Source organism: Methylobacterium sp. WL12, from assembly GCF_008039475.1.
In the GTDB taxonomy this organism is placed as follows: domain Bacteria; phylum Pseudomonadota; class Alphaproteobacteria; order Rhizobiales; family Beijerinckiaceae; genus Methylobacterium; species Methylobacterium cerastii.
In genome coordinates this window covers 1-25,210 of the sequence record NZ_VRUW01000007.1, presented here as the reverse complement: position 1 = coordinate 25,210, position 25,210 = coordinate 1, and the positions used below count along the sequence as shown (strand labels likewise).

27 protein-coding genes are annotated in these 25,210 nt (G+C 71.4%); 13 read left to right on the top strand and 14 right to left on the bottom strand.

Annotation, left to right across the window (positions count from 1 at the left end; translation table 11 throughout):
- Window positions 1-181: 181 nt before the first annotated feature.
- Window positions 182-1,210 carry a fumarylacetoacetate hydrolase family protein gene (locus FV226_RS04640; protein WP_187278703.1) on the bottom strand — a complete coding sequence of 343 codons (1,029 nt, stop codon included), beginning with the start codon at window positions 1,208-1,210 and terminating at the stop codon, window positions 182-184.
- 173 nt (window positions 1,211-1,383) lie between these two features.
- Window positions 1,384-2,406, bottom strand: a complete 1,023-nt coding sequence (locus FV226_RS04635) for an LLM class flavin-dependent oxidoreductase (RefSeq protein ID WP_147752555.1) — start codon at window positions 2,404-2,406, stop codon at window positions 1,384-1,386.
- A 184-nt stretch (window positions 2,407-2,590) separates the two neighbouring features.
- Between FV226_RS04635 and FV226_RS04630 the strand changes: the two genes are divergently transcribed.
- From FV226_RS04630 to FV226_RS04620, 3 genes are all read left to right on the top strand, one after another.
- Complete coding sequence (locus tag FV226_RS04630) at window positions 2,591-3,793, top strand: pyridoxal phosphate-dependent aminotransferase (protein WP_147761993.1); 1,203 nt, start codon at window positions 2,591-2,593, stop codon at window positions 3,791-3,793.
- 60 nt (window positions 3,794-3,853) lie between these two features.
- Complete coding sequence (locus FV226_RS04625) at window positions 3,854-4,708, top strand: NAD(P)-dependent oxidoreductase (protein ID WP_147752557.1); 855 nt, start codon at window positions 3,854-3,856, stop codon at window positions 4,706-4,708.
- Window positions 4,709-5,073: 365 nt separating this feature from the next.
- Window positions 5,074-5,367, top strand: coding sequence for a hypothetical protein (locus FV226_RS04620; protein WP_147752558.1), 294 nt, complete (start codon window positions 5,074-5,076; stop codon window positions 5,365-5,367).
- An 80-nt stretch (window positions 5,368-5,447) separates the two neighbouring features.
- Here the strand turns inward: FV226_RS04620 and FV226_RS04615 are convergent, their stop codons facing one another.
- On the bottom strand, window positions 5,448-6,026 hold the full coding sequence (locus FV226_RS04615) for a type 1 glutamine amidotransferase domain-containing protein (RefSeq protein ID WP_147761992.1): 579 nt from the start codon (window positions 6,024-6,026) through the stop codon (window positions 5,448-5,450).
- Between the two features lie 147 nt (window positions 6,027-6,173).
- Between FV226_RS04615 and FV226_RS04610 the strand changes: the two genes are divergently transcribed.
- Window positions 6,174-6,380: a hypothetical protein gene (locus FV226_RS04610; protein WP_147761991.1), complete on the top strand. Its 207-nt coding sequence runs from the start codon at window positions 6,174-6,176 to the stop codon at window positions 6,378-6,380.
- Between the two features lie 24 nt (window positions 6,381-6,404).
- On the opposite strand, the gene FV226_RS04605 is transcribed toward FV226_RS04610, so the two are convergent.
- Window positions 6,405-6,794 (bottom strand): hypothetical protein, encoded by a 390-nt coding sequence (locus FV226_RS04605; protein WP_147753604.1) that lies wholly within the window; start codon window positions 6,792-6,794, stop codon window positions 6,405-6,407.
- 291 nt (window positions 6,795-7,085) lie between these two features.
- On the opposite strand from FV226_RS04605, the gene FV226_RS04600 reads away from it, so the two are divergent.
- Both FV226_RS04600 and FV226_RS04595 read left to right on the top strand, forming a co-directional pair.
- Complete coding sequence (locus tag FV226_RS04600; protein ID WP_147725959.1) at window positions 7,086-7,295, top strand: cold-shock protein; 210 nt, start codon at window positions 7,086-7,088, stop codon at window positions 7,293-7,295.
- 186 nt (window positions 7,296-7,481) lie between these two features.
- Window positions 7,482-7,718 (top strand): AsnC family transcriptional regulator, encoded by a 237-nt coding sequence (locus FV226_RS04595; RefSeq protein WP_147753603.1) that lies wholly within the window; start codon window positions 7,482-7,484, stop codon window positions 7,716-7,718.
- 153 nt (window positions 7,719-7,871) lie between these two features.
- On the opposite strand, the gene FV226_RS04590 is transcribed toward FV226_RS04595, so the two are convergent.
- Window positions 7,872-8,702, bottom strand: a complete 831-nt coding sequence (locus FV226_RS04590; protein WP_147753602.1) for a 3'(2'),5'-bisphosphate nucleotidase CysQ — start codon at window positions 8,700-8,702, stop codon at window positions 7,872-7,874.
- A 353-nt stretch (window positions 8,703-9,055) separates the two neighbouring features.
- On the opposite strand from FV226_RS04590, the gene FV226_RS04585 reads away from it, so the two are divergent.
- Complete coding sequence (locus FV226_RS04585) at window positions 9,056-9,574, top strand: DUF6101 family protein (RefSeq protein ID WP_187275211.1); 519 nt, start codon at window positions 9,056-9,058, stop codon at window positions 9,572-9,574.
- 61 nt (window positions 9,575-9,635) lie between these two features.
- Here the strand turns inward: FV226_RS04585 and ubiA are convergent, their stop codons facing one another.
- Together ubiA and FV226_RS04575 are read right to left on the bottom strand one after the other, a co-directional pair.
- Window positions 9,636-10,568, bottom strand: coding sequence for a 4-hydroxybenzoate octaprenyltransferase (ubiA, locus tag FV226_RS04580; RefSeq protein ID WP_246685557.1), 933 nt, complete (start codon window positions 10,566-10,568; stop codon window positions 9,636-9,638).
- 70 nt (window positions 10,569-10,638) lie between these two features.
- Entirely contained in the window at window positions 10,639-11,106 is a 468-nt protein-coding gene (locus tag FV226_RS04575; RefSeq protein WP_147753600.1) for a hypothetical protein, read from the bottom strand.
- 292 nt (window positions 11,107-11,398) lie between these two features.
- Between FV226_RS04575 and FV226_RS04570 the strand changes: the two genes are divergently transcribed.
- The 4 genes from FV226_RS04570 to FV226_RS04555 all read left to right on the top strand — a co-directional run bounded on the left by FV226_RS04570 (window position 11,399) and on the right by FV226_RS04555 (window position 14,713).
- Window positions 11,399-12,151: a 16S rRNA (uracil(1498)-N(3))-methyltransferase gene (locus FV226_RS04570; RefSeq protein ID WP_147753599.1), complete on the top strand. Its 753-nt coding sequence runs from the start codon at window positions 11,399-11,401 to the stop codon at window positions 12,149-12,151.
- A gap of 225 nt (window positions 12,152-12,376) precedes the next feature.
- On the top strand, window positions 12,377-13,747 hold the full coding sequence (locus FV226_RS04565) for a glutamate--cysteine ligase (protein WP_147761990.1): 1,371 nt from the start codon (window positions 12,377-12,379) through the stop codon (window positions 13,745-13,747).
- A gap of 62 nt (window positions 13,748-13,809) precedes the next feature.
- A complete protein-coding gene (locus FV226_RS04560; RefSeq protein ID WP_147761989.1) occupies window positions 13,810-14,085 on the top strand; it encodes a sulfurtransferase TusA family protein in 276 nt (91 codons plus the stop codon).
- A gap of 55 nt (window positions 14,086-14,140) precedes the next feature.
- Window positions 14,141-14,713 carry an NUDIX hydrolase gene (locus tag FV226_RS04555; RefSeq protein WP_147761988.1) on the top strand — a complete coding sequence of 191 codons (573 nt, stop codon included), beginning with the start codon at window positions 14,141-14,143 and terminating at the stop codon, window positions 14,711-14,713.
- Between the two features lie 10 nt (window positions 14,714-14,723).
- Here FV226_RS04555 and FV226_RS04550 read toward each other — a convergent pair whose 3' ends face one another.
- The 5 genes from FV226_RS04550 to selD form a co-directional block, all read right to left on the bottom strand.
- Window positions 14,724-15,623 carry a WecB/TagA/CpsF family glycosyltransferase gene (locus tag FV226_RS04550; protein ID WP_246691493.1) on the bottom strand — a complete coding sequence of 300 codons (900 nt, stop codon included), beginning with the start codon at window positions 15,621-15,623 and terminating at the stop codon, window positions 14,724-14,726.
- A gap of 19 nt (window positions 15,624-15,642) precedes the next feature.
- Entirely contained in the window at window positions 15,643-17,127 is a 1,485-nt protein-coding gene (locus tag FV226_RS04545) for a GumC family protein (protein ID WP_147753595.1), read from the bottom strand.
- A gap of 276 nt (window positions 17,128-17,403) precedes the next feature.
- Window positions 17,404-18,489 carry a glycosyltransferase gene (locus FV226_RS04540; protein WP_147761987.1) on the bottom strand — a complete coding sequence of 362 codons (1,086 nt, stop codon included), beginning with the start codon at window positions 18,487-18,489 and terminating at the stop codon, window positions 17,404-17,406.
- A complete protein-coding gene (locus tag FV226_RS04535; protein WP_147761986.1) occupies window positions 18,486-20,600 on the bottom strand; it encodes a glycosyltransferase in 2,115 nt (704 codons plus the stop codon). Before FV226_RS04535 ends, FV226_RS04540 begins: the two co-directional genes overlap by 4 nt.
- An 85-nt stretch (window positions 20,601-20,685) precedes the next feature.
- Complete coding sequence (selD, locus tag FV226_RS04530) at window positions 20,686-21,735, bottom strand: selenide, water dikinase SelD (protein ID WP_147761985.1); 1,050 nt, start codon at window positions 21,733-21,735, stop codon at window positions 20,686-20,688.
- Window positions 21,736-21,878: 143 nt separating this feature from the next.
- Here selD and moaB point away from each other — a divergent pair, with 143 nt between their 5' ends.
- Window positions 21,879-22,433, top strand: coding sequence for a molybdenum cofactor biosynthesis protein B (moaB, locus tag FV226_RS04525; protein ID WP_147761984.1), 555 nt, complete (start codon window positions 21,879-21,881; stop codon window positions 22,431-22,433).
- Between the two features lie 3 nt (window positions 22,434-22,436).
- On the opposite strand, the gene FV226_RS04520 is transcribed toward moaB, so the two are convergent.
- Window positions 22,437-22,955, bottom strand: coding sequence for a hypothetical protein (locus FV226_RS04520; protein ID WP_147761983.1), 519 nt, complete (start codon window positions 22,953-22,955; stop codon window positions 22,437-22,439).
- A gap of 176 nt (window positions 22,956-23,131) precedes the next feature.
- Here FV226_RS04520 and FV226_RS04515 point away from each other — a divergent pair, with 176 nt between their 5' ends.
- Entirely contained in the window at window positions 23,132-24,250 is a 1,119-nt protein-coding gene (locus FV226_RS04515) for a PA0069 family radical SAM protein (RefSeq protein ID WP_147761982.1), read from the top strand.
- Window positions 24,251-24,560: 310 nt separating this feature from the next.
- Here FV226_RS04515 and FV226_RS04505 read toward each other — a convergent pair.
- On the bottom strand, window positions 24,561-25,210 hold a 650-nt coding region (locus FV226_RS04505; protein ID WP_147761980.1), incomplete at its 5' end, for a ribonuclease HII.

Sequence of the window (25,210 nt, the reverse complement as noted above, 5' to 3'; positions counted from 1 at the left end):
GCCCTCCATCCGATCCACCACCTCGAACTGAGGCGCTTCCGCGAAGCGGACGCCTTGAAGGAGGTCTCCAACCGGCCGCGCGGTCGCTGAGATGCTCCTTCGAGGCCCGCCGAGGCGGGCGCCTCGGGATCAGGACGTTCGGGGATCGTAAGATGGGCGGCGGCGGGCTGCTGCCCAGCTCTCAAACGAGCGTGAAGTGCAGCTCGCCCAGTCCCTCGAGGCTGGATACGACGGCGTCGCCCGGCTTCAGCCATTGCCGTTCCGCCCGCGGGGTCTTCTCGCCGAAGATCACCCCCTGCGGCGTGCCGGTGTAGAAAATGTCGCCCGGCTTGATGGTCATGACCTTCGAGGCGAAGCTGATCAGCTGGCGGCAGTTGAAGATCATGTCCGCCGTGGTCCAGTCCTGCCGCACCGCGCCGTTGACCTTGGTGACGAGCCGCAGGTTGTTCGGGTCGGGCACGCGGTCGGCGGTCACGAGGTAGGGGCCGAGCGGCGCGAACCCGTCCGATGTCTTGCCGATCATGAATTGCGACGTGAGCGTCTGCAGGTCGCGGGCGCTGAAGTCGTTGCCGGTGGCGTAGCCTGCAACGTAGTCGAGGGCGTCGGCCTCCGAGACGTCGCGGCATTCGCGGCCGAAGACGATCACCAGCTCGGTCTCGTAGTCGAACTCGCGGGCGGCGTGCGTCGGCAGCTTGATCGTCCCGCCGTGGTGATTGAGCGTGTTGTTGTATTTGTTGAACAGCGGTGGGTCCTTCGGTGGCGGCGTTCCCGTCTCCTCGGCGTGCTTGCGGTAGTTGAACCCCATCATGATGATCTTTTCCGGTCGGGTGACCAGCGGCGCATAGGCGACCTGATCCTCGGCGATCGTCAGGCGCGGGTCGGGGGCTGCCTCGACCGCGTCGATCACCGCGCGCAGCATCGGACCCTTCCCGTTCTGCAGGAGGTCGTCCATGTCGGCCGGCACCGGCAGGCCCACCGCCTTGCCGGCGGCGGTGACGTCGAGCACGCCGTCCCGGGTCTTCAATCCGAGGCCGTACGCGCCGTCGCGGCGGAGGTTGATCAGGATCATGTCGCGCGGCATGCCCCATAGGGCCTTTGCCGGGGGCAGCGCGGACGCCGCCGTCTCGGCCGCTCGCCCAGCCGCCGGCGCGGCGACGGCAGCAGCCGCAAGGCCCGCCGTCGCCTTCAGGAAATTGCGTCGATCGCCCATCATCGTCTCCTCTCGAGATCGCTGTCCCGTCGTGGCGGCCCTTTGGAGGGCCGTCCGCGTGTCCGATGCGGCGAAACCGCGTCGGGATCGACAGGATGCGCCGATCTGCGCGCGATGTCAGGCGAACGAATGCAACCTACGCGACAGGTGGGACGGGTTTGTCGTTCCCCGTCTCACGCCGCGACGGCGGTCTTGGCGAGGCCCCAGGCCTGCGCGAGCAGGCTGTAGGAGCGGCGGCGCGCCTCCTGGTCGGGGATGGCGCACACGACCATGATCTCGTCGGCCTGCGTCGCCTCGGCGAGGCCCGCCAGCAGCGCGCAGACGGTCTCGGGCGCGCCGACATGCAGCCGGTCGCGGCCGCGGGCGATGCGGGCGCGCTCGGCGTCGCCGTAGGGATAAGCCTCGGCCTCGGCCAGGGTCGGGATCGGTGCGTACTCGCCGCGCTCGCGCCGCAGCGTCGCCAGCTGCGTACTGAGCGCCAGGCGCTCGGCTTGCGCGTCGGTCTCCGCGCAGACGACTGCGACCGCGAGGATCGCGTGGGGCTTGGAGCCCCAGCGCGAGGGCTGGAAGCCCCTGCGGTAATCGAGCATCGGGAAACGCGCGTCGAACGAGGCGAAGTGCTGCGCGAAGGCGAAGCCGAGCCCGAGGCGTGCGGACAGGTGCGCGCTGTAATCCGACGAACCGAGCAGGAAGATCGGCGGCAGGGGCACGCCGGCCGGCATCACCGCCACGGTGTTGAACGGATGGCCCTCGGGGAACCCACCGGTCTCCCACAGCATCAGTTCCTGCAGCCGGTCGAGGAAGTCGTCGCCGCCGCGCGGCGCCTCGCGGCGGCGCAACGCCTGGGCGGTGATGCCGTCGGTGCCGGGCGCGCGGCCGAGGCCGAGGTCGATTCGCCCGGGAAACAGCGCCTCCAGGACCTTGAACCGCTCGGCCACCATCAGCGGCGCGTGGTTCGGCAGCATGATGCCGCCGGAGCCGACGCGGATCGTACGGGTCGCAGCCGCGATCTGGCCGACCATGATGTCGGGGGCCGGGCTCGCCACCGAGGGCAGGGCGTGGTGCTCGGCGAGCCAGTAACGGCCGTAGCCGAGGCGGTCGACATGGCGGGCGAGGTCGAGGGAATCGCGCAGCGCCTGGGCCGGGGTCGAGCCGGAACCGACGAACGACAGGTCGAGAACGGAGAGATTTGCCATCGACCGGAGATGGTGTCGCCCGCACCGGCCGTCGAGGCGGTCGCTAGCGCCCGAGCCCTGCATCCGGCGCGTGACGTTTCCCGCCGAACCCCGACCGGGCGCCTTGCCGGCTTTCCGACCCGCGACTACGGTCCCGCCGCCGTCACGGGACGGCGAAACCTGCACGAAAACCGGAGTCCCCATCATGGGCTTTCTTGCCGACGCCCTCTCGCGCGTAAAGCCATCCGCGACGATCGCGATGACGCAGAAGGCGCGCGACCTGAAAGCCGGCGGCATGGACGTGATCAGCCTGTCGGTCGGCGAGCCCGACTTCGACACGCCCGAGCACATCAAGCACGCCGCCATCGAGGCGATCAACCGCGGCGAGACCAAGTACCCGCCGGTCTCGGGCATCGTGCCGCTGCGCGAAGCCATCGTGAAGAAGTTCAAGCGCGAGAACGGGCTCGACTACAAGGTCTCGCAGACCATCGTCGGCACCGGCGGCAAGCACGTCATCTACAACGCGCTGCTCGCCACCCTGAACCCCGGCGACGAGGTCGTGATCCCGCGCCCCTACTGGGTATCCTACCCGGAGATGGTGGTGCTCTGCGGCGGCACGCCCGTCTTCGCCGAGACCGACATGGCGCACGACTTCAAGCTTCAGCCCGAGGAGCTGGAGCGGGTGCTGACCCCGAAGACCAAGTGGATCATCCTCAACTCCCCGTCGAACCCGTCGGGCGCCGCCTACAGCCACGCCGAGCTGAAGAAGATCACCGACGTGCTGATGCGCTATCCGCACGTCTGGGTGCTCACCGACGACATGTACGAGCACCTGACCTACGGCGACTTCGAGTTCGTCACGCCGGCCCAGATCGAGCCGGGCCTCTACGAGCGGACGCTGACCATGAACGGCGTCTCGAAGGCCTACGCGATGACCGGCTGGCGCATCGGCTACGCCGCCGGCCCGGAGAAGCTGATCAAGGCGATGGACTTCGTCCAGGGCCAGCAGACCTCGGGCGCCTCGTCGATCTCGCAATGGGCGGCGGTGGCCGCGCTCGACGGCACGCAGGCGCACCTCGCGCAGTTCAAGGCGGCGTTCCAGGAGCGGCGCGACCTCGTGGTCTCGATGCTGAACCAGACCAAGGGCCTGCAATGCCCGACGCCGGAAGGCGCGTTCTACGTCTACCCGTCCTGCGCGGAAACGATCGGGCGCACGGCGCCGTCGGGCAAGACCATCGCGACCGACGAGGATTTCGTCACCGAGCTGCTCCAGGCGGAGGGCGTCGCCGCGGTCCACGGCTCCGCCTTCGGCCTCGGCCCGAACCTGCGCATCTCCTACGCGACCTCGACCAAGACCCTGGAGGAAGCCTGCAACCGCATCCAGCGGTTCTGCGGCTCGCTGCGCTAGGACCGGCGACGGCCGGCGCGAGGATCCTCCCCGCGCCGGCACCAGCCTGAAGGTGGTGCGATGCAAACGATTGCCGTCGTCGCCCCGGGCGCCATGGGCAGCGCGGTCGCGCGGCGCCTCGCCGAGAACGGCGTCCGCGTCCTGACCTCGCTGACCAGGCGCAGCGCCGCGACCCGCGCGCGGGCCGAGGACGCCGGCATGACCCATGCCGAGGATGCCGAGATCGTCGCGGCCGACCTGATCCTGTCCATCGTGCCGCCGGCCGACGCCGCCGCCCTGGCGGCTCGTCTCGCACCGAGCTTGGCCTCGGTGGTGAAAAAGCCGGTCTACGTCGACCTGAACGCTGTCTCCCCGACGACGGTGCACGGCATCGCCGCGACGATCGCGCCGACCGGGGCGCCGTTCCTCGACGGGGCCATCCTTGGGCTTCCCCCGAAGCCCGGCGCCAAGGGACCGCGGATCTACGTGGCGGGCGAGGATCTCGCCCCCTTGCTGGCGCTGCGCGAATGCGGGCTCGACATGCGCGCCTGCGAGGGCGGCGTCGGCGCGGCGTCGGGCCTGAAGATGGCCTATGCCGGCATCAACAAGGGCCTGCGGGCGCTCGCCGCCATCGTCGTGCTGGGCGCCGAGCGCGCCGGCGCCGGCGCGGCGCTGCAGGCCGAGCTCGCCGAGAGCGAGCCGGAGCTGCTCGCCCGGTTCGCCGCTGGCTTTCCCGACATGATGCCGAAGGCCCATCGCTGGGTCGCGGAGATGCACGAGATCGCCGACTTCCTCGCGCCGGACCGCGCCGGCGGGCAAGTCTTCGCCGGCGCGGCCGAGATTTTTACACGGCTCGCGGCGTCCGAGGGTGAGGCGGACGTCGTCGCGCTGCTCGCCTTCGCCGAGGCCGCAGGCGGATCGTCGCGGACGCGCTGATCGCGCCGCGCTTCGGTTGCCGGCTCGGGGCACTTCACCTATGCCAGCGGTCCCTGCGGCCGATGCGCCTGATGGTTTCGCGAGCCCGCTCGGGCCTGCATGGACGCGGGGTCGGCAGTGACGGGGCGGCTCGGACCAGTTCTCTGGACCGTTCCTGTGAAACCTGGTGGGCCGGGATGCTGCAGGCGTGTCGGAGGCGCGGGGAACAGGAACCGCGGACCCGGCGCATGGCCCACACAAGTTTCGACCCGTTCCGGGACGGAGGTCGGCGCAGGCCTTCGGCTTTCGTTCACGCTCTTCGGCAACAGTGAGGACGGGCCGGGGAACCGGCCGCGTGTCACTGCGTTTTGCCGGGCTTGACCATCATGCGGGGGTTCCTCACCAGCGGCGTCAAGGCGATCCTGGCGATCGCGGCGCTGTCCACCGCCGCCCACTGGGCGCTTCGGGTCCAGCGCGATCCGGCGCCCAGCGCGCAGATCCAGGCGAGCCTCCCCGATCCGGCCACAACCGGGTCGATCGAGCCGCGCAGGGCAGAGCGCGCCGCGGCCCAGCCGGCCAAGGCGTCGGCCAACCTCGATCAGGATCACCTCTCGGCGCTCATCGCCAGCACCACCGGCGCGAAACCGAAGCCGCAGAAAGCGCTCGTCGCCAAGCGCTGAGCGCTTCGGGCGACCGTCTCGAAACACGCGAAAGGCCGCCCACCGAAAGGTGGACGGCCTCGTCGCGTTCGGACAACCGATCAGGCGGCGAGCGACCGCGGCGCGTGCCGCCCTTCCGCGATCTCCTCGATGATCTTGGCCGAGAAGGCGTCGAGATCGCCCGGGTTGCGGCTGGTGACGATACCGTGGTCGGTCACGACCTCCCGGTCGTGCCAGCGGCCGCCGGCGTTGATCACGTCCGTGCGGATCGAGGAGAACGAGGTCAGGTCGCGGCCCTTCGCGGCGCCGACCTCGATCAGCAGCCACGGCGCGTGACAGATCGCGGCGACCACCTTGCCGGAGGTCACGAAGGCCTTGATCACCTCCAGCGCCTTCGGCTCGAGGCGGAGCTTGTCCGGGTTGATCTGGCCGCCGGGCAGGACGAGCGCGTCGTAGGCGCCCGGGTCGACGCCTTCCAGGTCGAGGTCGACCGCGACGTTCTTGCCCCAGTCGGTCTTGTCCCAGCCGCGGATCGATTCCGGCTTCTCGCGCGACTTCGGCGCGGCGACGTGCACCGTCGCGCCGGCCTGGCGCAGCTTGGCCTGGGGAACGGTGAGTTCGGTCTCCTCGAACCCGTCGGTGGCGAGGATCAGGACCTTGGCTTGCTTGATGTCGGGCATGGCGTTTCGCTCCGCATGGATGGCGTCGGCCGGCAAACCGGGACGCTCGCGCGCGGTTCCCGGACCAAGCGGCAACCCAGGACTGCGCGGAACCCTCGCGCGGGCGATCCGTTGCCTAACCCACCACCCACCTGCACGAGGCAACGCATGGGCAACCCCGGCCTTCCGACCCCCGATCCCACCCCCGGCGACCTTCCGCCGCCCGTTCCGCCGGACGACCTGCCCGATATCGGCCCGACCGGGCCGCGCACGCCCTATCCAGTCAACGACCCCGGTATCGGCGAACCGGGCGGCCCCGGCTCCGAGCCGGACGTGTTCCCCGGCGCCCCGACGGACCCCGGCGTCCGGATGTGAGGACGACTCAGATGTGAGGACGACTCAATGGCCGCCGTGCGACGCCCTGACGTCGCGCGGCGCCGCGAGGATCTCGGAGAGGCTCGTCGCCACGTGACGGGCCTCTTCGTCGGTCAGGCGCAGCTGGAACGGCGGCAGGGCCCCCGCCTGGAAGGCGACGACGGCTTGGCCCTGGTCGTCGGTGCCGACTTCGATCGCCGAGGAGGTGACGTCGAGCATCGCGATGTCCTCGTCGCCCATCTCGTCGGCCATGTCGGCCTCCTCGGGCTCGTCGATGGCGGTGAGCAACTGGCCGACGGCGCGCACGAGGGCGCGGGCGGCGCGGGCATCCATCACGACGGCGGTCGCCTGATCGTCCTTCTGGAAGGAGAGCTGGATGTTGGCCCCTTCCAACGAAACCGAGATACCTGCCATGGATCGCCTAAAAGCCTGAACGCGAACCCTTATATGCACCGCGGCACCCGAAAATCCCAGCGGCCACGGACCCGGTTTCGCCGGCCCTCGCCGAGATGCTGCACCCCTGCCTTGTTGCGGCCGCAGGCAACCCTTAGATAGGGTTGTGGGGGGCTCAACCCTGGGACGGACGCCGGTTACGGGTCTCATGCCCGATGCCCTGCCACCCATACCAGACTTAGAAGTCAGTCGATCCGGTCGCGTTCTCAGGAGCGGGACGGCTCGACCCATCGTCGATACGAGGTTCTTTACGTGAATACCGGTACCGTGAAGTGGTTCAACGAGACCAAGGGCTACGGCTTCATCCAGCCGGATGACGGCGGCAAGGACGTGTTCGTCCACATCTCGGCCGTCGAGCGCGCCGGCATGCGCAACCTGATCGAGGGTCAGAAGGTCTCCTACGAGATCCTCACCGACAAGCGCAGCGGCAAGGACGCCGCCGGCAACCTCCAGGCTGCCTGAGGCCATCGGTCTCCCATCCACGCGACCGTGAACACGGTCGAAACCATCCGACGCCGCCATCCCTCGGGAACGGTTGCGCCGGACGGTCAAGGTAAACCAAATCTTAATCGCCACAGCTTAGAAACAGAGCCGGGCCCGCCATGCTGCGGAGCAAACCCGGTCAATCGGAAGACAAAAACACACACCATGTTGTTCGAATACACCCGACGCCGTAGCGTCCGGTCGCCCGTCACGGATTCGGCGACCTTCAAGGTGGGACGCATCAGGCAGAGCGCGACGTCGGACGCCCCGACCCTCGACCTCTCCCACCTCATCGATGGCTCCTACAACTACCATTCGCCCCGGGAACTGCGCTGGCATCTCGCCGAGCGCCTCGGGCTCGCGCCGGCGGCTCTCGCGCTGCGCGAAGCCGCCCACGCCTGATCGCCCGCGGCGGCGAACGGCCGAGAGCGGGTGACCGCCAGGCACGAACGCCAGCCGGCGAGGGACAGCCTTAGACCCACAGCAATGAGCCGATCCCGGTCCGACCGGGGCGGCTCTTTCGCGTTTCGGGACCGCTTTCTCGCTCGGCGGCCGCTACCGGCCCTTGGCCCAGGCCGCGACGACGCCGTCGCGCAGGCCGTGCGGCACCGCGATCAGCTCGCCGTGCACCGGATCGGGGCGGTTGTAGACCGTCGCGACGCCGGCCATGTCGCAGACCGACCCGCCGGCCTCGCGCAGGATCAGGTCGGCGGCCGCGAGATCCCAGTCGCGCGCGTCCGACGACACCAGCCCGACGTCGACCGAGCCTTCGGCGACGCGGGCCACCCGCAGAGCCAGCGACGGAATCCGGTCGATCCGGTCGAAGGCCGGGTCGGCCCGATCGCGCGAGACCCCGCGCTCCAACCGATCGATCATCGGCTTCGGGCCGGTGACGCGGGCGGTCGGAAGCGCCGCGTCGCGCGCGGCGGCGATCGCGGCGCCGTTGCGCGTCGCGCCGCGTCCCCGGATCGCCTCGTAATCATGGCCGAGCGCCGGCGCGTTGACGAAGCCGACCACCGGCTCGCCGGCCTTCAGCAGCGCCACCGCGATCGACCAGTCCCTGTGGCCGGACAGGAAGGCGCGGGTGCCGTCGATCGGGTCGACGATCCAGACGAGGTCGTGCCCGATCCGCTCGGCGTCGTCGGCCGTCTCCTCGGACAGCCACGCCGCCTCCGGCACGATCTGGCTCAGCCGGATCTTCAGGAAGGTGTCGACGGCGACGTCCGCCTCCGTCACCGGCGAGCCGCCGGCCTTCGACCAGATCTTCGCCGAGGTGTGGCCGCCTTCCTTGAAGAACGGCAGGGCGAGGGAGGCCGCCTCGCGAAGGGCCTCGCGCAGGTCCGGCATCAGGGCGTGCACGAAGTCCGCGGAGATCGGGTCGGTCATGGCGGTCCGTGTCGGGCGATGGGGCAAGGGGTCGGCATCGCGGCTCGCACCGCTCCGCGCGCCGGCGCGACGTGCGGGTCGTTGCCGGGCGCGACGGGGGAGCGACGCGCCGGAGCGCGACGGCACCGTTGTAGGGTCTGCTCGAAAGCGCCACAAGGATGCCGAGGCCGCAGGGCGATAACGGAAAAACTCACCGATCGCGGCAAGGAACCATTGAGCATTCCCGACGGGAAGGCGATGTCCACGATCGCTTAACGCTCACTCTTAAGGCACCGTGGGGAGGTTAGACGCCAATCTTCTTGGCAGAACGGACGACCCCAGCAGGTCGCCACTTGCAAATGGACGGCGGAACGATGAACACCTTCGAAACCATGGACCGGACCGCGACCGATCATCTTGCCGAGACCGTCCGCTCCGATCGGGACGGCGCCGCGCCCGCCGGCTTCGCCTTCGCCGCCTCGGCGCTTCCGGTGTTCGGCGCCACCGGGATCAAGCCCACGGGCATCGCGCTCTCCTTCGCCGCCGACGAGGCGGAGAGCTGCGGCGAGGACCGGTTCGCGCTGTGTCTCGTCGACGCCGCCGGCGCCGTCCTGGCCAGCCTCGGCCCGTTCTGCGAGGACGAGGTCGTCGCGATCTGGCGCGACCTCGCCGCCCGCACCGGCCTGCCGCGGATGATCGTGCGTGAGGACGGCGTGCTCGCCGTGGTCGCCGCCCAGGTCGGCCGCCTGATGCTCGGCAAGACCCGCATCCGCCGCCGCCACGGCTCGCTCGGCGATCGCCGCCCGCGCTTCCTCGTGCGCCGCAAGACCGGCCGCCTCCCGATCCGCCCGCAGATCCACCGCGGCGAGAACGAGATCATCGCCCGCTCGTAAGCGACGCCCCCCGGGCGCCTCGCCCGAGAGCCGGCCATCATCCGCCGCACACGAGGATCGCCTAGCCCGGCCAGCCCTGGTTGATCGTGTCGGCGGCAAGCCCCGCGAACAGGATCAGGCCAGCCCCGCGGTTCGAGCGGAACAAGGCCAGCGCCTCGCGCCCGTCGCGCGCCTTGAGGCGCAGGACCTGGCGGCCGAGATGGCCCGCGAAGGCGGCGACGCCGAGACATCCCAGCAGCCCGGCGCCGGCCCCGTAGGCGGCCAAGCCGATCAGCAGCACCGCCGCGCCGTAGCAGGCGCCGACCGCCAGCCGAAGCCGCGCGCCGAAGAACCGCGCCGACGAGCGGATGCCGGCGATCTCGTCGTCCTCGATGTCCTGTACCGCATAGATCGTGTCGTAGCCGACCACCCAGGCGATGGTGCCGGCGTAGAGCAGCAGCGCCGGCACGCCGACCTGGTCGAGCAGCGCCGCCCAGCCCATCAGCGCGCCCCAGGAGAAGGCGAGGCCGAGGACGAGCTGCGGCATCGACATCACCCGCTTCATGAACGGGTAGATCGCCACCGGCAGCAGCGAGCACAGCCCGACGCCGATCGCGAAGGCGTCGAACTGGATCAGCACCAGGAAGCCGACCAGCGCCTGGACGGCGAGGAAGGCGGCCGCGGCCCGCGTGCTCACCTGGCCCGAGGGCAGGGGGCGGGAGCGCGTGCGCTCGACCTGGGCGTCGAGGTCGCGGTCGGCGATGTCGTTGTAGGTCGAGCCGGCCCCCCGCATCGCCACCGCGCCCACGAGGAACAGCAGCAGGTGGCGCGGGTCGGGCCAGGGCAGGCCGGCATGGGTGGCGGCCAACGCCGTCGACCACCAGCACGGCAGCAGCAGCAGCCACCAGCCGATCGGCCGGTCGATCCGCGCGAGCCGGAGGAAGGGCCGCGCGGCCCGCGGCGCGAGCCGGTCGACCCAGTGGCCGGTGACGGCGTCGGCGACGGGCGGTTCCACGGCCTTCGCGGCGTTCACGCCGAGGCCTGCGATCGGGTTCGCGTGGGGCGGAGGCTGCGTCGCATCCGCCTCAGAGCGCGCCCTGCGGCATCTTGAACTGGCCGGTCAGGCCGGGGCCGCCGAGCAGGCCGCCACCGCCGCCACCGTTCTGGGCCTGGGCGCGGGCCTGCGCCTCCATCTTTGTGGCTTGAGCCGCCATGCCGCAGATCTTGGTGCGGATGCCGACGACCTTGGTGTGGTCCGCCTTGAAGCCTTCCGCGAACGAATCGGGAATCGAGCACCACTCCTTGTTGGCGGCGATCCACTTCATGCCCTCGACGCCGTTGGCCTGCAGCTTGCCGAACAGGGCGCAGGCCTCCTGGGGGGTCATCTTCTTCTTCGCCGTGGAGGCGGAGTTCGCCCGGGAGACGAGGTCCTTGCGGGTCTGGAGCGTCGTCTGGATCGTGCCGCACTCGGCGCCCTGGGCGAAGGCGGCGGTGCTGGCGGCGAAGCTACCGACCACCAGGGCGGCGGCCAGTCCGTAGGTCTTGATGCGCATGGTCTCGACTCCCTGGAGATCCGCCCCGGTCGCGGGTGAAGCGCCGTCGGCGTGGCACGCAGCGTCGACGGATGTCGTCTTGATCCGGATGGCGGCCGCGCTGCGGTACGGACGGCCCGGACTGATCCGGGCTCCGCTTCGCCATAGGAATGTGGCGTCAATCGAGCCGCAAACGGGCCGGCGCCGACATGGCTGGGCAACGTTTCGAAAACCCGGGCTCGTGGTGTTTCGGCAACATCGTCGATCCTGTCCAGGCGTTGACAGCCGCGCATGCGCACGCGACGGAGCCCGGATGGCCGCCTACGACTTCACCGCGCCCCGTCTCCACGTGGCGCACGACCTCTTCGCGGGCGCGAACCTCCCCCTCGACCGGGCGCAGGCGAACTACCTGCTGAACGTCCTGCGCCGCCAGCCGGACGACCCGGTGCTGCTGTTCAACGGACGGCACGGCGAGTGGCGGGCGAGCCTGGTTCCGTCGGGCCGCAAGAGCGCGCACCTCACCGTCGTGGACCAGGCACGCACGCAGACCGTCGCGCCCGACCTGCACTACCTGTTCGCGCCCCTGAAGAGCGCGCGGCTCGACTACCTCGCCCAGAAGGCGGTGGAGATGGGGGCGGGCACGATCCGCCCGGTCCTGACCCGCTACACCCAGGGCGAACGCCTCAACACCGATCGCCTGCACGCCAACATGATCGAGGCGGCGGAGCAGTGCGGCATCCTCGCCGTGCCGACCCTGATGGAGGCCGCGCGCCTGCCCGCGGCGCTCGCCGACCTCGGCCCGGAGCGGCTGCTGGCGTTCTGCGACGAGGACGCACCCATCGCCGACCCGGTCGCGGCCCTGCGCGCGGCCGCCGACCCCTCGGTCCCGGTGCCGCTCGCCGTCCTGATCGGGCCGGAAGGCGGGTTCGCCCCGGAGGAGCGCGCGGCGATCCTGGCGCGGCCGAACACCGTGGCGCTCTCCCTCGGCCCCCGCATCCTGCGGGCCGACACCGCGATGGTCGCAGCCCTCGCCCTGGTCCAGGCCGTGCTCGGCGACGCGCGGTGACCCGCCCGCCGGCGTGCGCCTGCGCACATCGGCACTTCGGGACGGCCTCGGCGCCGGGCGATTGGCCGCCGATGTGGGGCAGGGAAGCCCAGGGTCGCGTTGTCGTGTCCGGCGCCCTGGACTATGCACGAGCCATCCCGGCGACGGAACACGACCGCATCGCTCTCTTCCAGACGGCCGGCGCGCTTCCCGAGTTCAGCCCATGATTTCTTGGCGAGGCAGCGCATGGCGCGCGATACGTCCGACACGACACCGCTCACCACGCGTGTCGAACTGATCGACTGGTTCGCCGCCGGCGAGAAGCCGCGCGCGGACTTCGCGATCGGCACCGAGCACGAGAAGATCCCCTTCTACGTCGAGACCCGCGAACCCGTTCCCTATGCGGGCGAGCGCGGCATCCGCGCGCTGCTCGAGGGCGTCGGCCGCGAGACCGGCTGGGAGCCGATTCTCGACGCGGGCCACGTCATCGGCCTCGCGGGGCAGGCCGGCGGCGCGATCTCGATCGAGCCGGGCGGGCAGTTCGAGCTCTCGGGCGCGCCGGTCGCCGACGTGCACGCCACTGCGACGGAGCTCGACGAGCACCTGGCCGCCACGAAACGCGTCGCAGACGGCCTCGGCATCGGTTTCCTCGACCTCGCGATGAGCCCGAAATGGTCGCGGGCCGAGACGCCGGCGATGCCCAAGAGCCGCTACAAGATCATGGCCGGCTACATGCCGAAGGTCGGGTCCCTCGGCCTCGACATGATGCTGCGCACCGCCACCGTGCAGGTCAACGTCGACTTCGCTTCCGAACCCGACATGGTGCGCAAGCTCCGCGCCTCGCTGGCGCTGCAGCCGGTGGCGACCGCCCTGTTCGCCAACTCCCCCTTCACCGACGGGCGGCCCAACGGTTTCCTGTCGCGCCGGTCCGAGATCTGGCGCGACACCGACCCCGACCGCACAGGCATGCTGGGCTTCGCCTTCGACGAAGGCTTCGGCTACGAGGGCTACGTCGACTGGCTGCTCGACATGCCGATGTACTTCGTCAAGCGCGGCGACACCTACCACGACGTCTCGGGCGCCTCGTTCCGCGATCTGATGGCCGGCAAGCTCGCCCAGATGCCGGGCGAGTACGCCACCGTCTCCGATTGGGCGAACCACGCCTCGACCGCCTTCCCGGAAGTTAGGCTCAAGCGCTTCCTCGAGATGCGCGGCGCCGACGTCGGCGACGCCGGGATGATCGCGGCGCAGGCCGCGTTCTGGGTCGGCCTGCTCTACGACGAGGCCTCGCTCGACGCCGCCCTCGACCTCGTCTCCGGCTGGAGCGCGACGGAGCGGGAGGCGATCCGCGCCACGGTCCCGCGCTCGGGCCTCGCCACGCCGGTTCCCCGCCGCAGCCTCGGCGCGGTCGCGGCCGAAGCGCTCGCCATCGCCCGCGCCGGCCTCAAGGCCCGCACCCGCCGCGACGCCTCGGGACGGGACGAGACGATCTACCTGCAGCCGCTGGAGGCGATCGTCGCCGCCGGCCGCTCGCACGCCGAGGACCGGCTTGCCGACTTCGAAGGTCCGTGGAAGCGCTCGGTCGACCCGAGTTTCACGCATTGCCGGTTCGCGTAGTCCCTTAGGCTCCGACCCGGTCCCTCGACCAAGTCGGCGCCATCCTCGCCGGGGCGCCTCTCATGCCGGACGCAGCACCGATCGACCTCGACCTCGCCGGGCTCAAATGCCCGCTGCCGGTCCTGCGCACCCGTAAGGCGCTGCGGAGCCTGGCCCCCGGCGCGTTGCTGCGGGTCACCTGCACCGATCCGCTGGCGTCGCTCGACATCCCGAACTTGGTACGCGAGGAGGGCGACACCCTCGAAGCCCTGGACCGGGTCGGCGCCGCGACGTGCTTCTCGATCCGGCGCGGACCGGCCGCGTGCCCCGGAGACTCCGCGAAGCCGCCTCATTCCTGAACGATCCCCCGCCTAGGACAGGATCGACGCGGCTCGATCAGGAAGATCCACAGGCATGGTACCCATCATCCGCGGGACGCGCCTCGTTCATGACGGCTGGGCCCGGTTCCTCGTCGCCGAGGTGACGATGCCGGACGGCACGCGCATCACCCGCGAGATCGAGGATCACGGACGCGCGGTCGCCGTGTTGCCCTACGATCCCACCCGCCGCGTCGCGCTTCTGGTCTCGCAGTTCCGAGCTCCGGTGTTCTTCGCCGAGGGCCCGCTCGACATGCTCGAGACGCCGGCGGGCATCCTCGACGAGGGCGACCCGGAGGAGGGCGCCCGCCGCGAGGCCTACGAGGAGACCGGCGTCGAGCTGACTGCGCTGGAGCGGGTGGTCAGCGCCTGGACCGCGCCGGGCATCTCGACCGAGCGGATGGACCTGTTCCTCGCCGCCTTCAGCGCAGCCGACCGGTCCGGGCCCGGCGGCGGGCTCGCCGAGGAAAACGAGGCGATCACGGTCCACGAGGTCGCGCTCGACGACCTCGCGGCCCGCAGCGACCGCGGCGAGATCGCCGACATGAAGACGCTGACGCTGGTCTTCGCCCTGCGCCTGCGCCACCCGCACCTGTTCGCCGTCGCCTGAGGCGGCCGGTTCAGGCGGTCGCGTCGCGTTCCTTGAGGTCGCGACGAACCAGTGCGATGAAGCGCCACGACCGCACGAAGTAGCGATGGAACAGCCGCCGGGGCGACAGGGCGAAGCGGAACGCCCATTCGAGGCCCGCGCGCTGCAGCACGACCGGCGCCCGACGTACCAGCCCGGCGGCGACGTTCACCGCCTCGCCGACCGCCAGCACGATTGGCGTGCCGAGGGCGGCGCCCTGGCGCGTCACCCAGATCTCGGAACGCGGCGCGCCGACGCCCATCACCAGCAGGGTCGTGCCGTGTTCTCGGATGCGGGCAGACAGCGCGCGGCCGTATTCCACGTCGTCGACGAAGCCGAAGGGCGGGACGCAGGTGGCGACCGCCGCGGGGTCGTAGCCAGACCGCACCAAACGATCCCGGATCGCGTCGGCGACCGCGTCCTTGGAGCAGACGAGGAAGACGCGCTGCCCCGCCGGACCGGCAAAGAGCGCGTGCGCGAGGAGGTCGTGGCCGGTGACGAGGGCGGCCGGCTGTCCGCGCAGCCTCGCGAGCCAAACCAAGGGCATGCCGTCCAACGTCCGCGCCGCGGCGCCGTCATAGGCCCGCCGGAACGCATCGTTCTCCGACAGCAGGACGATGTGGTCCATGTTGGCCGTGACGACGAGGCGCGGCCCGTCAGACGCCTGCAGCGCCGTGGCCGCCAGGATGCCGGCCGCGGGGCCGGCGGCGAAGTCGAGCCCGAACATCCGTATGCCCCAGGCCGTGCCGGCCTCGATGCCGCGATCCATGATGGTTTCCGGCGCGGCGTCGGGGCCGTGCCCGAGCGAAAGGTTCGTGCCGGGGGCGGCCCGGGCGCCGGGTGATGCGACACGCGCATCGAAGCGCGCCGCCTTCACCGTTCTGTCGTCCACGAGATGGACCGCGCCGACCTCAAGCATCGGCCGCCCGGAAGCTTCGGGGCGACACATGCGCGGCACGGCGCTCGTTGCGGTCCTTGCGCCGGTCGCGGGCGGCCCCGAGCGAGAGCGCGATGGCTCCACCCAGCAGGATTCCGACCAGAAGCGCCACCGGCAGCACCACCTTCGGCGAGGGCGGCCAGGTGCGGACGCGGGCGGGGACGGCGGGCGAGATGATTCGGACGTTGATGCTGTTCAGCCGCTCCTGCTCGCTCGCCTCGCGCGACCGGCGGAGATAGGTCTCGTAGACGCCGCGGCGGGATTCGAGCGTCCGCTCCAGCTCGCGCAGGCCGACGTTGGCACGGTCGCTGGTGACGGTCTCGGCCTTGGCTCGGTCGAGGCTCTTGCGGATCGCGGCTTCGCTCGCCGCGGCGCGATCGTAATCCTTCTGCGTCGTCTCGATGATCCGCTCCTTCTCGCGCTGGATCAGGCGCTGGAGGTCGCGCTGCTGCGCGTATTGCTCGGCCATCGCCGGGTGGCGCTCGCCGAGGCGGGTGGCGAGCTCGGCGGTGTTGCGCGACAGCGTGGCGTATTGCTGGCGCAGCGCCTGCATCTCGAGGGATTGCAGCATCTCCGGCAGCGCCGTGCTGGCGTCGCCCGCTTTCATCTTGCGGGCCTGCTCCAAGCGCGAGCGCGCTTCGGCGGTCTTGATCTGGGCGGTGACGAGCTGCTGGTTGAGGTCGCCGAGCTGCTGGTCGGTGAGCAGGCGCCCGCTGGAGGCGACGAGGTTGTTGTCCTCGCGAAACTTCTGCACCTTGCCTTCGGCGAGCTCGACGTCGCGGCGCAGGCTCGACAGGCGGCCGTTCAGGGCGTCGGAGGCGCGGCGCGCGGCCTCGGTGCGGGCGCCGGCCTCTTCCGCGAAGTAGGCGTCGCCGATGGCGTTGGCGATCCTGGCCGCCTTCGCGGGATCGCGCGACTGGACCAGCACGTCGATCACGAAGGTGCGCTCGGCCCGGCGCACGGTCGTCTTGGTCTGCAGGGTGTCGATCGCGACGTTGACCGGGTCGCGGCTGCCGGGGGGCGGCAGCATGCCGAGGGCGGTCCGCAGCCAGACGATCGTCGGGTTGTCGGAATCGGGCTTGGCGAACTCGTCGTCGTGCGCGAGGTCGAGCTTCTCGACCGTGCGCCGCAGGACGTTGTCCGACTGGATCACCTTGGTCTGGCTCTCGGCGAGCGACACGCCGCTGTCGGCCTGGGGCGTGCGCGCGCTGACGTCGTTGTCGACGACGCGAAGGTCGGAAGGGTCGACCAGGATCTGGATGCTGGAGGTGTAGACCGGGGTGAGCAGTCCGAGGAACGCAACGGCGGCGGCCACCATGAACAGGCCGCCGAGGACGATGAAGCTCGCGCCCCGCCACAGGCGGCGCAGGATCGTGCCCGCGTCGGTCCGATCGGAGAAGCCCGGCGGCAGGGTCACGTCCACCGGCTCGCCGCGCACGGGGGTCGAGAAATCGAACATCGGTCTCTGTCCCTCACGTACCCGGCAAGTCGTCGGGTCGATCCCGTATCGGAGCGGTCCTGTCCCGCCTGGAACAGGGAGCGGCGGGCGCCCGCACTGTTCGACAGCATCTCAGCAATTCGCGGACCGCGCGCCGACCTCATACGGCCAAGCAAAACCTTTCCCGTCGCCTTATAGACAAGTCCGAACCGGGCTTCGCAAGCTGCCGATACGGTTTCATGCTTAACGATACGACGGTTCGACCTTCAATACGTAGTCCGGCTCCCGTCTCGGCGATCAAGCCTCGGAACTGACCGCCGCCGGCGGAACGAGGCTGTCGGGTCCGTAGGCGGATGCGCCCTCCACGAGGTAGGCGCGGAAGGCGTCCGCATCGCGCGATGCGAGGCGGTTCCAGCTTGCGACGTTCGCGCGCGCATCCGTCGCGACCTGGCCGAGCCGGCCGGAGCGCATGGCCTCGATCAGCGTGGCTGCGGAGCCCTCCGGGTCGGACGGGTGGATGAACAGGCCGGATTTGCCGAGCACCTCGCGGAACACCGCGTCGTCGGGCGCGACCACCGGCAGGCCGCCGTGCTGGATTTCCAGCAACGGCAGGCCGAGCCCTTCCGCCTTCGAGGTCGAGAGCAGGAGGTGGGCGCTTCCGGCGAGCGCCCGCAGGGCTTCGTCGCCGACATAGCCGTGCCAGGTCAGGAACGGCGGCGGGTCGTCGAGGAAGGCGTGGCGGCCCCAGCCGAGGCGGCCGACGACGTGCAGCTCGGCGGGCACGCCCGCCTGGTTCAGGGCGGCCGTGAGCGCGATCGCGGCCGGGTAGTCCTTGCGTGGCTCGATCGTGCCGATCGCCAGCAGGCGCAGGGGCGCGCCGGGGCGGAAGGTGGCTGGGCCGGGCAGGCCGGCGAGGCCGAACACGTCGCGCACGCCGGGCCGCAGCAGCGCGACCAGCGCGTCGTCTGCGCAGTGGCGACGCAGGTCCGCGCCGGTCTGGCGCGAGATCACGAGGAAGCGTCGGCCCCAGCGCATCGCGAAGCGGAAGGCCGGGGCCATGTAGAGCCGGCTCTTCCAGGCCAGGTCCTGCGGCCGGTCGAGGAGGAAGGTGTCGTAGACGCAGAGGATGCAGCGCTTCGAGAACGGCGCCATCAGCGGGCCGGGAGGAAAGCCTGCCATCAGGAACTGCGCGTCGGGCTCGCGCGCCGCCCGCAGCGGCAGGCCGACCTGCTGCGCGAGGATCATCCCGGGGAGGCCGCGGCTGCGAAGCGGCCTGACCTCGCGGCCGAGCATCGCCGGCGTGAACTGGTCGAGCGCGACCCGCTCGATGCCGGTGACGTGGCCGCGGACATGGGTCTGGTCGAGGTAGATCGGGCCGTTCATCGACGGCCTCCGCGCAGGGATCGAAGGCGGGCGGCCCAGTACAGGCCGCGTCGTGCCCAAAGCGGCAACCTGCGGCCGAGCAGGCGCTGCTTGGTGCGGCGCAGGCCGCGGACGAATGGGCCGGACGGCGCCGCGACGAGGCCGGTGGCGGCGACCGCCGGCATCGCGGCGAAGGGAAACTGGCCGAGCATCTCCGGTGCGAACCGCAGACGATGGCCGTGGCTCGGCACCATCCCCCGCTCGCGAAAGACCCGGTCGAGCGACATCGCGCAGGCCGCGGGACTGAACCGGCTCTCCAGGGCGATTCGCGCGAAGGCGCCGAGGCGGGCGAGGCCTGCGCGGTCGGCGACCAGCTCGACCAGGGCGTCGCCGAGCGCGCCGGGTTCGACAGGAACCAGCCGTCCGGACACGCCGTCGATCACCGAGGTGGTCAGGCCGGCGGTGCGGTAGGCGAGCGTCGGCGTGCCGCACAGGCCCGCTTCGATCGGCGTCTGGCCCAGGGTCTCGAGCCGGCTCGCGGTGACGTGGAGGTCGCAGGCGCCGTACCAGACGGCGAGTTGCGCCTCGTCGGCGACGAGCCCCGGCGCGAACAGGTTCGGCAGGGCGAGGCGGGCCGGGTGGTCGAGGCGCCCGATCGCGACGAAGCCGATGCCGGGGCCGGCGACGCGGCGCAGGGCCTCGGCGAGGTCGCCGACGTTCTTGTCCGGCCCGTCGAGGACCACCGCCGAGACCAGGATCAGCAGGTCGTCGGCGGGCAGGCCGAGGGCGCGGCGCATAGCCGTCCTGTCGCCTGGGCGGAAGACGTTGGTCGGAAACGCCAGCGCCAGGGGCGCGACCACGGTGCCGGGCGGCGCGAGCGCCGCGGCGCGCGCGGCCGTCCAGGCGGAGTTGGCGAGGAGGATCGGCCCGTCCCGCAGGGAGAGCACCGCCCGCTTGGCCGCGTGCGTGCCGGCGATGCGCCGCCGTGCGAGCTGCGGGTATTCATCGGGCGTCGGGCAGGCGGCGTCGCAGCCGACGGTTTCGATTCGGAGGCAGCCGCGCGGATGGGCGCAGCGCCCGGTCAGCGCAAACAGGTCGTGCAGCACGAGCGCGACCGGCCGGTCGGCGGCGAGGCGGCCGGCGATCGTGAGGCTCCTGGTCGCCCCGTGCAGGTTGCCGGCAAGCACGAGGTCGTGGCCGCCCGCGCCGATCGCCGCCTCGGCGACGGGAAACGCGTCCGTCCATTCCGCGGCGGCCGGCGGCGATTCGTCGGCGAGCACGACGTCCACGACGCGATGCCCGGCCAGCCGCAACGCCTCACCGAGCCGCCGATGGGCGATGCCCGCCCCACCGGCATGGCCGGTGCCGGTGAGGGAGGCGATCGAGAGGGTTGGGGACTGCGACGAATCCTGGGAAAGCCGTAACGCTTTCCCTCCCCCCGCATAGGGAGGAGGGAGAGGCGCCGGCTGGAATGCATCTGTACTCAGGGCCGAATCGGTCTCTCGTTCGCCCAACCGATCGAACTGCAGCAGCACCGGCCGGCCGATGCGAGCCAAACCGCGCGCCGTTCGGCCGACCGCCGCCCAGGCGTGCGCGGCCCAGCCGGCGTCGGAGAGGTCGAGGCCCGGCAACGCCGCGAGTGCATCGCGACGCCACAGCACCTCGCCGCCGGTGAACGGGATTTCGCTCGTGTCCTCCCCCGACAGCGAAGGCACGTCGAGGCTTGTCACGGCGCCGTCGAACAGCACGCGCAGGCCGGCCACCGCGCCGGCGCCGCTCAGCGCCGCCTCCAGGGCGAGCGCCGCGAGGGCGCCGGGTGCCAGCAGGTCGCCGGCGGGAAGGACCAGGACGTAGTCGACCGCTTCGTCCGCGAGGATCGCGGCGGAAGGCGCCGATCCGGCGGGCACCACGTCGTGCCGGCACTCCGGGTAATCCTGCCGGGCGACCGAGGCGACGCCGTCCGCGAGCCGCGGCTCGCCGCCGGACGCGATCGTGAGCACGCGCAGGCGCGGCCACGGCCGCCCGGCCGGCAGGCTGCCGGGTCGGGCAAGCAGGCCCTCGGACCGGCTGTAGGGCCAGTCCGCGATACCGTAGGTGGCGCTGCGGTTCGGATCGGGGGAACGGACGGTCACGACGGGGGCGGGCGGCTCTGCGCGACGCGTCGCGGGGCCGCGACCATGCCCGGCGATTGGTGAAGATCGCCTTCCGCGTGCAGCCTCAGAGCGCGACGCGGATGCCGGCCGCGCCCGCCTCCGCCCGCCCGACGATCGCCGCGGCCGGATGCCCGGCGGCGCGGATGCGGGCGAGGATCGCGTCGGCGCGCTCGGGCGCGCAGGCGACGAGCAGGCCGCCGGAGGTCTGCGGATCGGTGAGCAGGTGCCGCGCCCACTCGGGAAAACCGTCGGGCAGCGCAACGTCGGCGCCGAAGGCGGTCCAGTTGCGGTGGGACGCGCCGGTGACGAAGCCGTCCCGCGCGAGCGCTTCGGCCGCGGGCAGCAGCGGCACCGCCGCCCAGTCGATCGCGAGGCGGCAGCCGGCGCCGCGGGCGAACTCGAGCCCATGCCCGAGCAGGCCGAAGCCGGTCACGTCGGTGATGGCGTGGACGTCCGGATCGGGACTGAGCTCGGCGCCGACCTTGTTCAGCAGCGTCGTCGTCGCGACGAAGTCCGCGTAGCCGCCCGCCGGCAGGGCGTCGCGCTTGATCGCGGCGGAGTAGACGCCGACGCCGAGCGGCTTGGTCAGGATCAGCACGTCGCCGACCCGCGCGTCGGCGTTGCGGCGCACGTCCTCGCGGCGGCAGATGCCGATCACCGCGAGCCCGTAGATCGGCTCGGGCGTGTCGATCGAGTGGCCGCCGGCGATCGGGATGCCGGCCTCGGCGCAGGTCGCGGCGCCGCCCTTCAGGATCTCGGCGACGACCTCGGGCGCGATCTTGCCGACGGGCATCCCGAGGATGGCGAGCGCCATGATCGGGCGGCCGCCCATGGCGTAGACGTCGGAGATCGCGTTGGTGGCGGCGATCCGTCCGAAGTCGCGCGGGTCGTCGACCATCGGCGTGAAGAAGTCGGTGGTGGCGATGACGCAGGTGCCGTCGTCGAGCGCCCACACGGCGGCGTCGTCGGCGGTCTCGTTGCCGACGAGCAGGCGCTCGAACGGCCCGGCGATCGGCTGGTCGGCCAGCAGCGACCGGAGGATCGCGGGATCGAGCTTGCAGCCGCAGCCGCCGCCATGGGCGAGGCTGGTGAGGCGGACGGGGGACGCATCCATGGGAGCACCGCGAAGTTCGATGGGATCGGTCATATCCTCGGGCCGATACCACGGATCGCGCCCGCGATCCGCCACGGCGGCGACGGATGGGACAATCGGCGCCGACGGCCCATATTCCGGGCGAACATCTTGGAGACCGTTCGATGCCCGACACGCCTGCCCGCAGCTTCGTCCCCCTGTCGATCGCGGTGCTCACCGTCTCGGACACGCGCAGGCCGGAGGACGACCGCTCCGGCGACACCCTTGCGGAGCGGCTGACCGCAGCCGGCCACGCGCTCGCCGCCCGCGCCATCGTGCCCGACGAGGTCTCGGCGATCCGCGAGACGGTCGAGGGCTGGACCCGCGATCCCGGCGTCGACGTGGTGATCACCACCGGCGGCACCGGATTCACCGGGCGCGACGTGACGCCGGAGGCGCTGGAGCCGCTGTTCGAGAAACGGATGGACGGCTTCTCGGCGGTGTTCCACCGCATCTCCTACGACAAGATCGGCACCTCGACGCTGCAGTCGCGGGCGACGGCGGGGGTCGCCAACGCGACCTACGTCTTCGTGCTCCCGGGGTCGCCCGGCGCCTGCCGCGACGCCTGGGACGGCATCCTCGCGAGCCAGCTCGATTACCGCCACCGCCCCTGCAACTTCGTCGAGATCATGCCGCGCCTCGACGAGCACCTGCGCCGGGGCGCCTCCGTCACCGCGTGACCCTCACGCCCGGTCGATCCGGGCGATGAGCCGGCGCGGCGTCAGCCGAGGCGCGAAGGTGCCGGCCTCGGTGAGGCGGTCGCGCCGGACCACGTCGCCGGGCCGCGCCACCCTGGCGCCGACCATCGCCTCGGCCCAGACCGCGAGCCGCGTCGCGAGGCTCGCATGCGGACGCGACAGCCGTCCGAGAGCGTCGGCGCCCGCGGTGCCGACGAACCGGTCGAGGGTGCGGATCCAGCCATCCCCCGGCACGTCGCCGGCCTCGAGGCACAAGACCCAGTCGCGGCGCGCCAAAGCCGCCCCCGCGACCCAGGGGTTCGCTCCGGGCGGCATCACCACGAGGCTGGCACCTGTGGCGTCGGCGATGGTGTCGACGCCGGGGTCCATCGCCGCCGCCACGATCACCGCATCGCCCACGAGACCGGCGGCGACGCCCGCCACGAGCGCCCCCAGGGAGTCGGCCAGACGGTCGAGCGCGTCGGCGTCGCCGGGGTCGGCGACGAGAACCAGGGCGGAGATCATGGTCGCGCATAACGTATTTTCGGCCAGCGAGGACGCTCAGCCGCGACGCGACGCGCTTGCGTTGCGCGGTTGCCACAAACGCCGAGAACTTGCCTAAAATCGAGGCGTATCCCGTCGATTTCGTTCCTGCTATGTTCCATTGTAGACAGCTTCCACGCCGGGGTGCACCCATCACGATGTCCGAATCCCGCCATGTGTCCGAACTCGAATCGAGCCCACGCCGGCTCGCCGCAACGACGCCGGCGCGGGACTCGGTGCGCGGACGGGGCGCCACCGCCAACCCGGACGGCCGGTTCGAGGCGATCCGGCGCGAAAGCCTCGACGACGGCTGGCCTTCCCAAGAGCCCGGGCCGGTGCGACGGACCGAGGTGACGTTGGAGCGGGCGCGCGGGATCATCACGCGCAACACCTCGCCCGACATCCCGTTCGATCGCTCGATCAACCCCTATCGCGGCTGCGAGCACGGCTGCGTGTACTGCTTCGCGCGGCCGAACCACGCCTATGCCGGCCTGTCGCCCGGGCTCGACTTCGAGACAAAGCTCTTCGCCAAGCCGGACGCGGCGCGCCTGCTGGAGCGCGAGCTGTCGGCGCCGGGCTACGAGGCGCAGACCATCGCGCTCGGCACGGCGACCGACCCGTACCAGCCGATCGAGCGCGAGCACCGCATCACAAGGGCCGTGCTGGAGGTGCTGGCACGCCTGCGCCATCCCGTCGGGATCGTGACGAAATCCAACCTCGTCACCCGCGACATCGACATCCTCGCCGGGATGGCCGAGCGGAACCTCGGGAAGGTCGCGGTCTCGGTGACGACCCTCGATCCGGTGCTGTCCCGGAAGATGGAGCCGCGCGCGCCGCATCCACGCAAGCGCCTCGAGGCGATCCGTGCGCTCAGCCAAGCCGGCATCCCGGTGATGGTGATCGTCGCGCCGATCATCCCCTCGCTCAACGACCACGAGATCGAGGCGATCCTGACCGAGGCGCGCGCCTGCGGGGCGCGGGAGGCCAACCACGTGCTGCTGCGCCTGCCGCACGAACTGAAGGACCTCGTCGCCGACTGGTTCGCCGAGCACTATCCCGGGCGACAACGTCACGTCTTCTCCCTGATCGCACAGGCCCGCGGCGGCCGCGAATACGACGCCTCCTTCGGCAAGCGCATGACCGGGGAGGGCGCCTACGCCGACCTGATCGCGACGCGGATGCGCCTGGCGAAAACGCGGCTCGGCTACGCGAAGGCGCGCATCACCCTCGACGCCTCGGCCTTTACCAAGCCGGGCGAGCAGTTTTCGCTGTTGTGACGGGAGGCGAAGAGGGCCGCGTTTTCCCCATTCGGGCACAGGATTCGCACGCCCCCGCTTCTGGCGCTCGCCTTGTGCGCATCCCCTCTCCCCGCGCGCGGGGAGAGGGCTTTGCCGACCTCGTCGTCGGCAAAGCGAGGCGGCAGCCGACGGTGAGGGGGCTGCAACGGAGGAACCACATCCGTCGCCCCCCCCATCACCGCCGCTTCGGCTTCGCCTGCGCTATCCGGCTGCGCGACAAGGTGCAGCCGGGCCTCTCCCCGCACGCGGGGAGAGGGGAACCCGTGCCAGGTTCGGCATCGCCGAAGTCTCACGGAGAGGGGACGGGCACCGCTGCGACATCCTCCGCAAGCCCCGTCCCACTGCCGCCCTCGCCGTACCCCCGCGTAAAACTGAGCCGGTGGTGCGGGCTGCGGCCGTGAGCTTTCAGGCCGGCGAGGTGCACGGAGGCGCCGTAGCCGACGTTGCGCTCCCAGCCGTAATGCCGATGGCGCCGGGCGAGCACCCGCATCAGCCCATCGCGGAACGTCTTGGCGACGATCGAGGCGGCGGCGATCTGCGGCACCGCGCCGTCGCCCCCGACGATGGCGCGGCAGGGCTGCGACAGGCCCGGGACGGCGTCCCGCCCGTCGACCAGCACCGGCGCGTCGAGGGACAGCTTCAGCACCGCTCGGCGCATGGCGTCGAGGGTCGCGACGCGAACGTTGACGCGGTCGATCAGCGCCCGCGAGCCGGCCGCCACCGCGACGCGCGCATGCGCTCGGATCAGTGGCGTCAGCGCCTCGCGCAAAGGCTCCTTGAGGCGCTTGCTGTCGTCGAGGCGGGCGAGCAGGTCCGGTGGGATCGTGACGGGGTCGAACCAGACCGCTGCGACCACCACCGGGCCGCACAGGGCCCCGCGCCCGACCTCGTCGCAGCCGATGACGGCGGGATATTCGGCGGCGCGGGCGGGATCGAAGG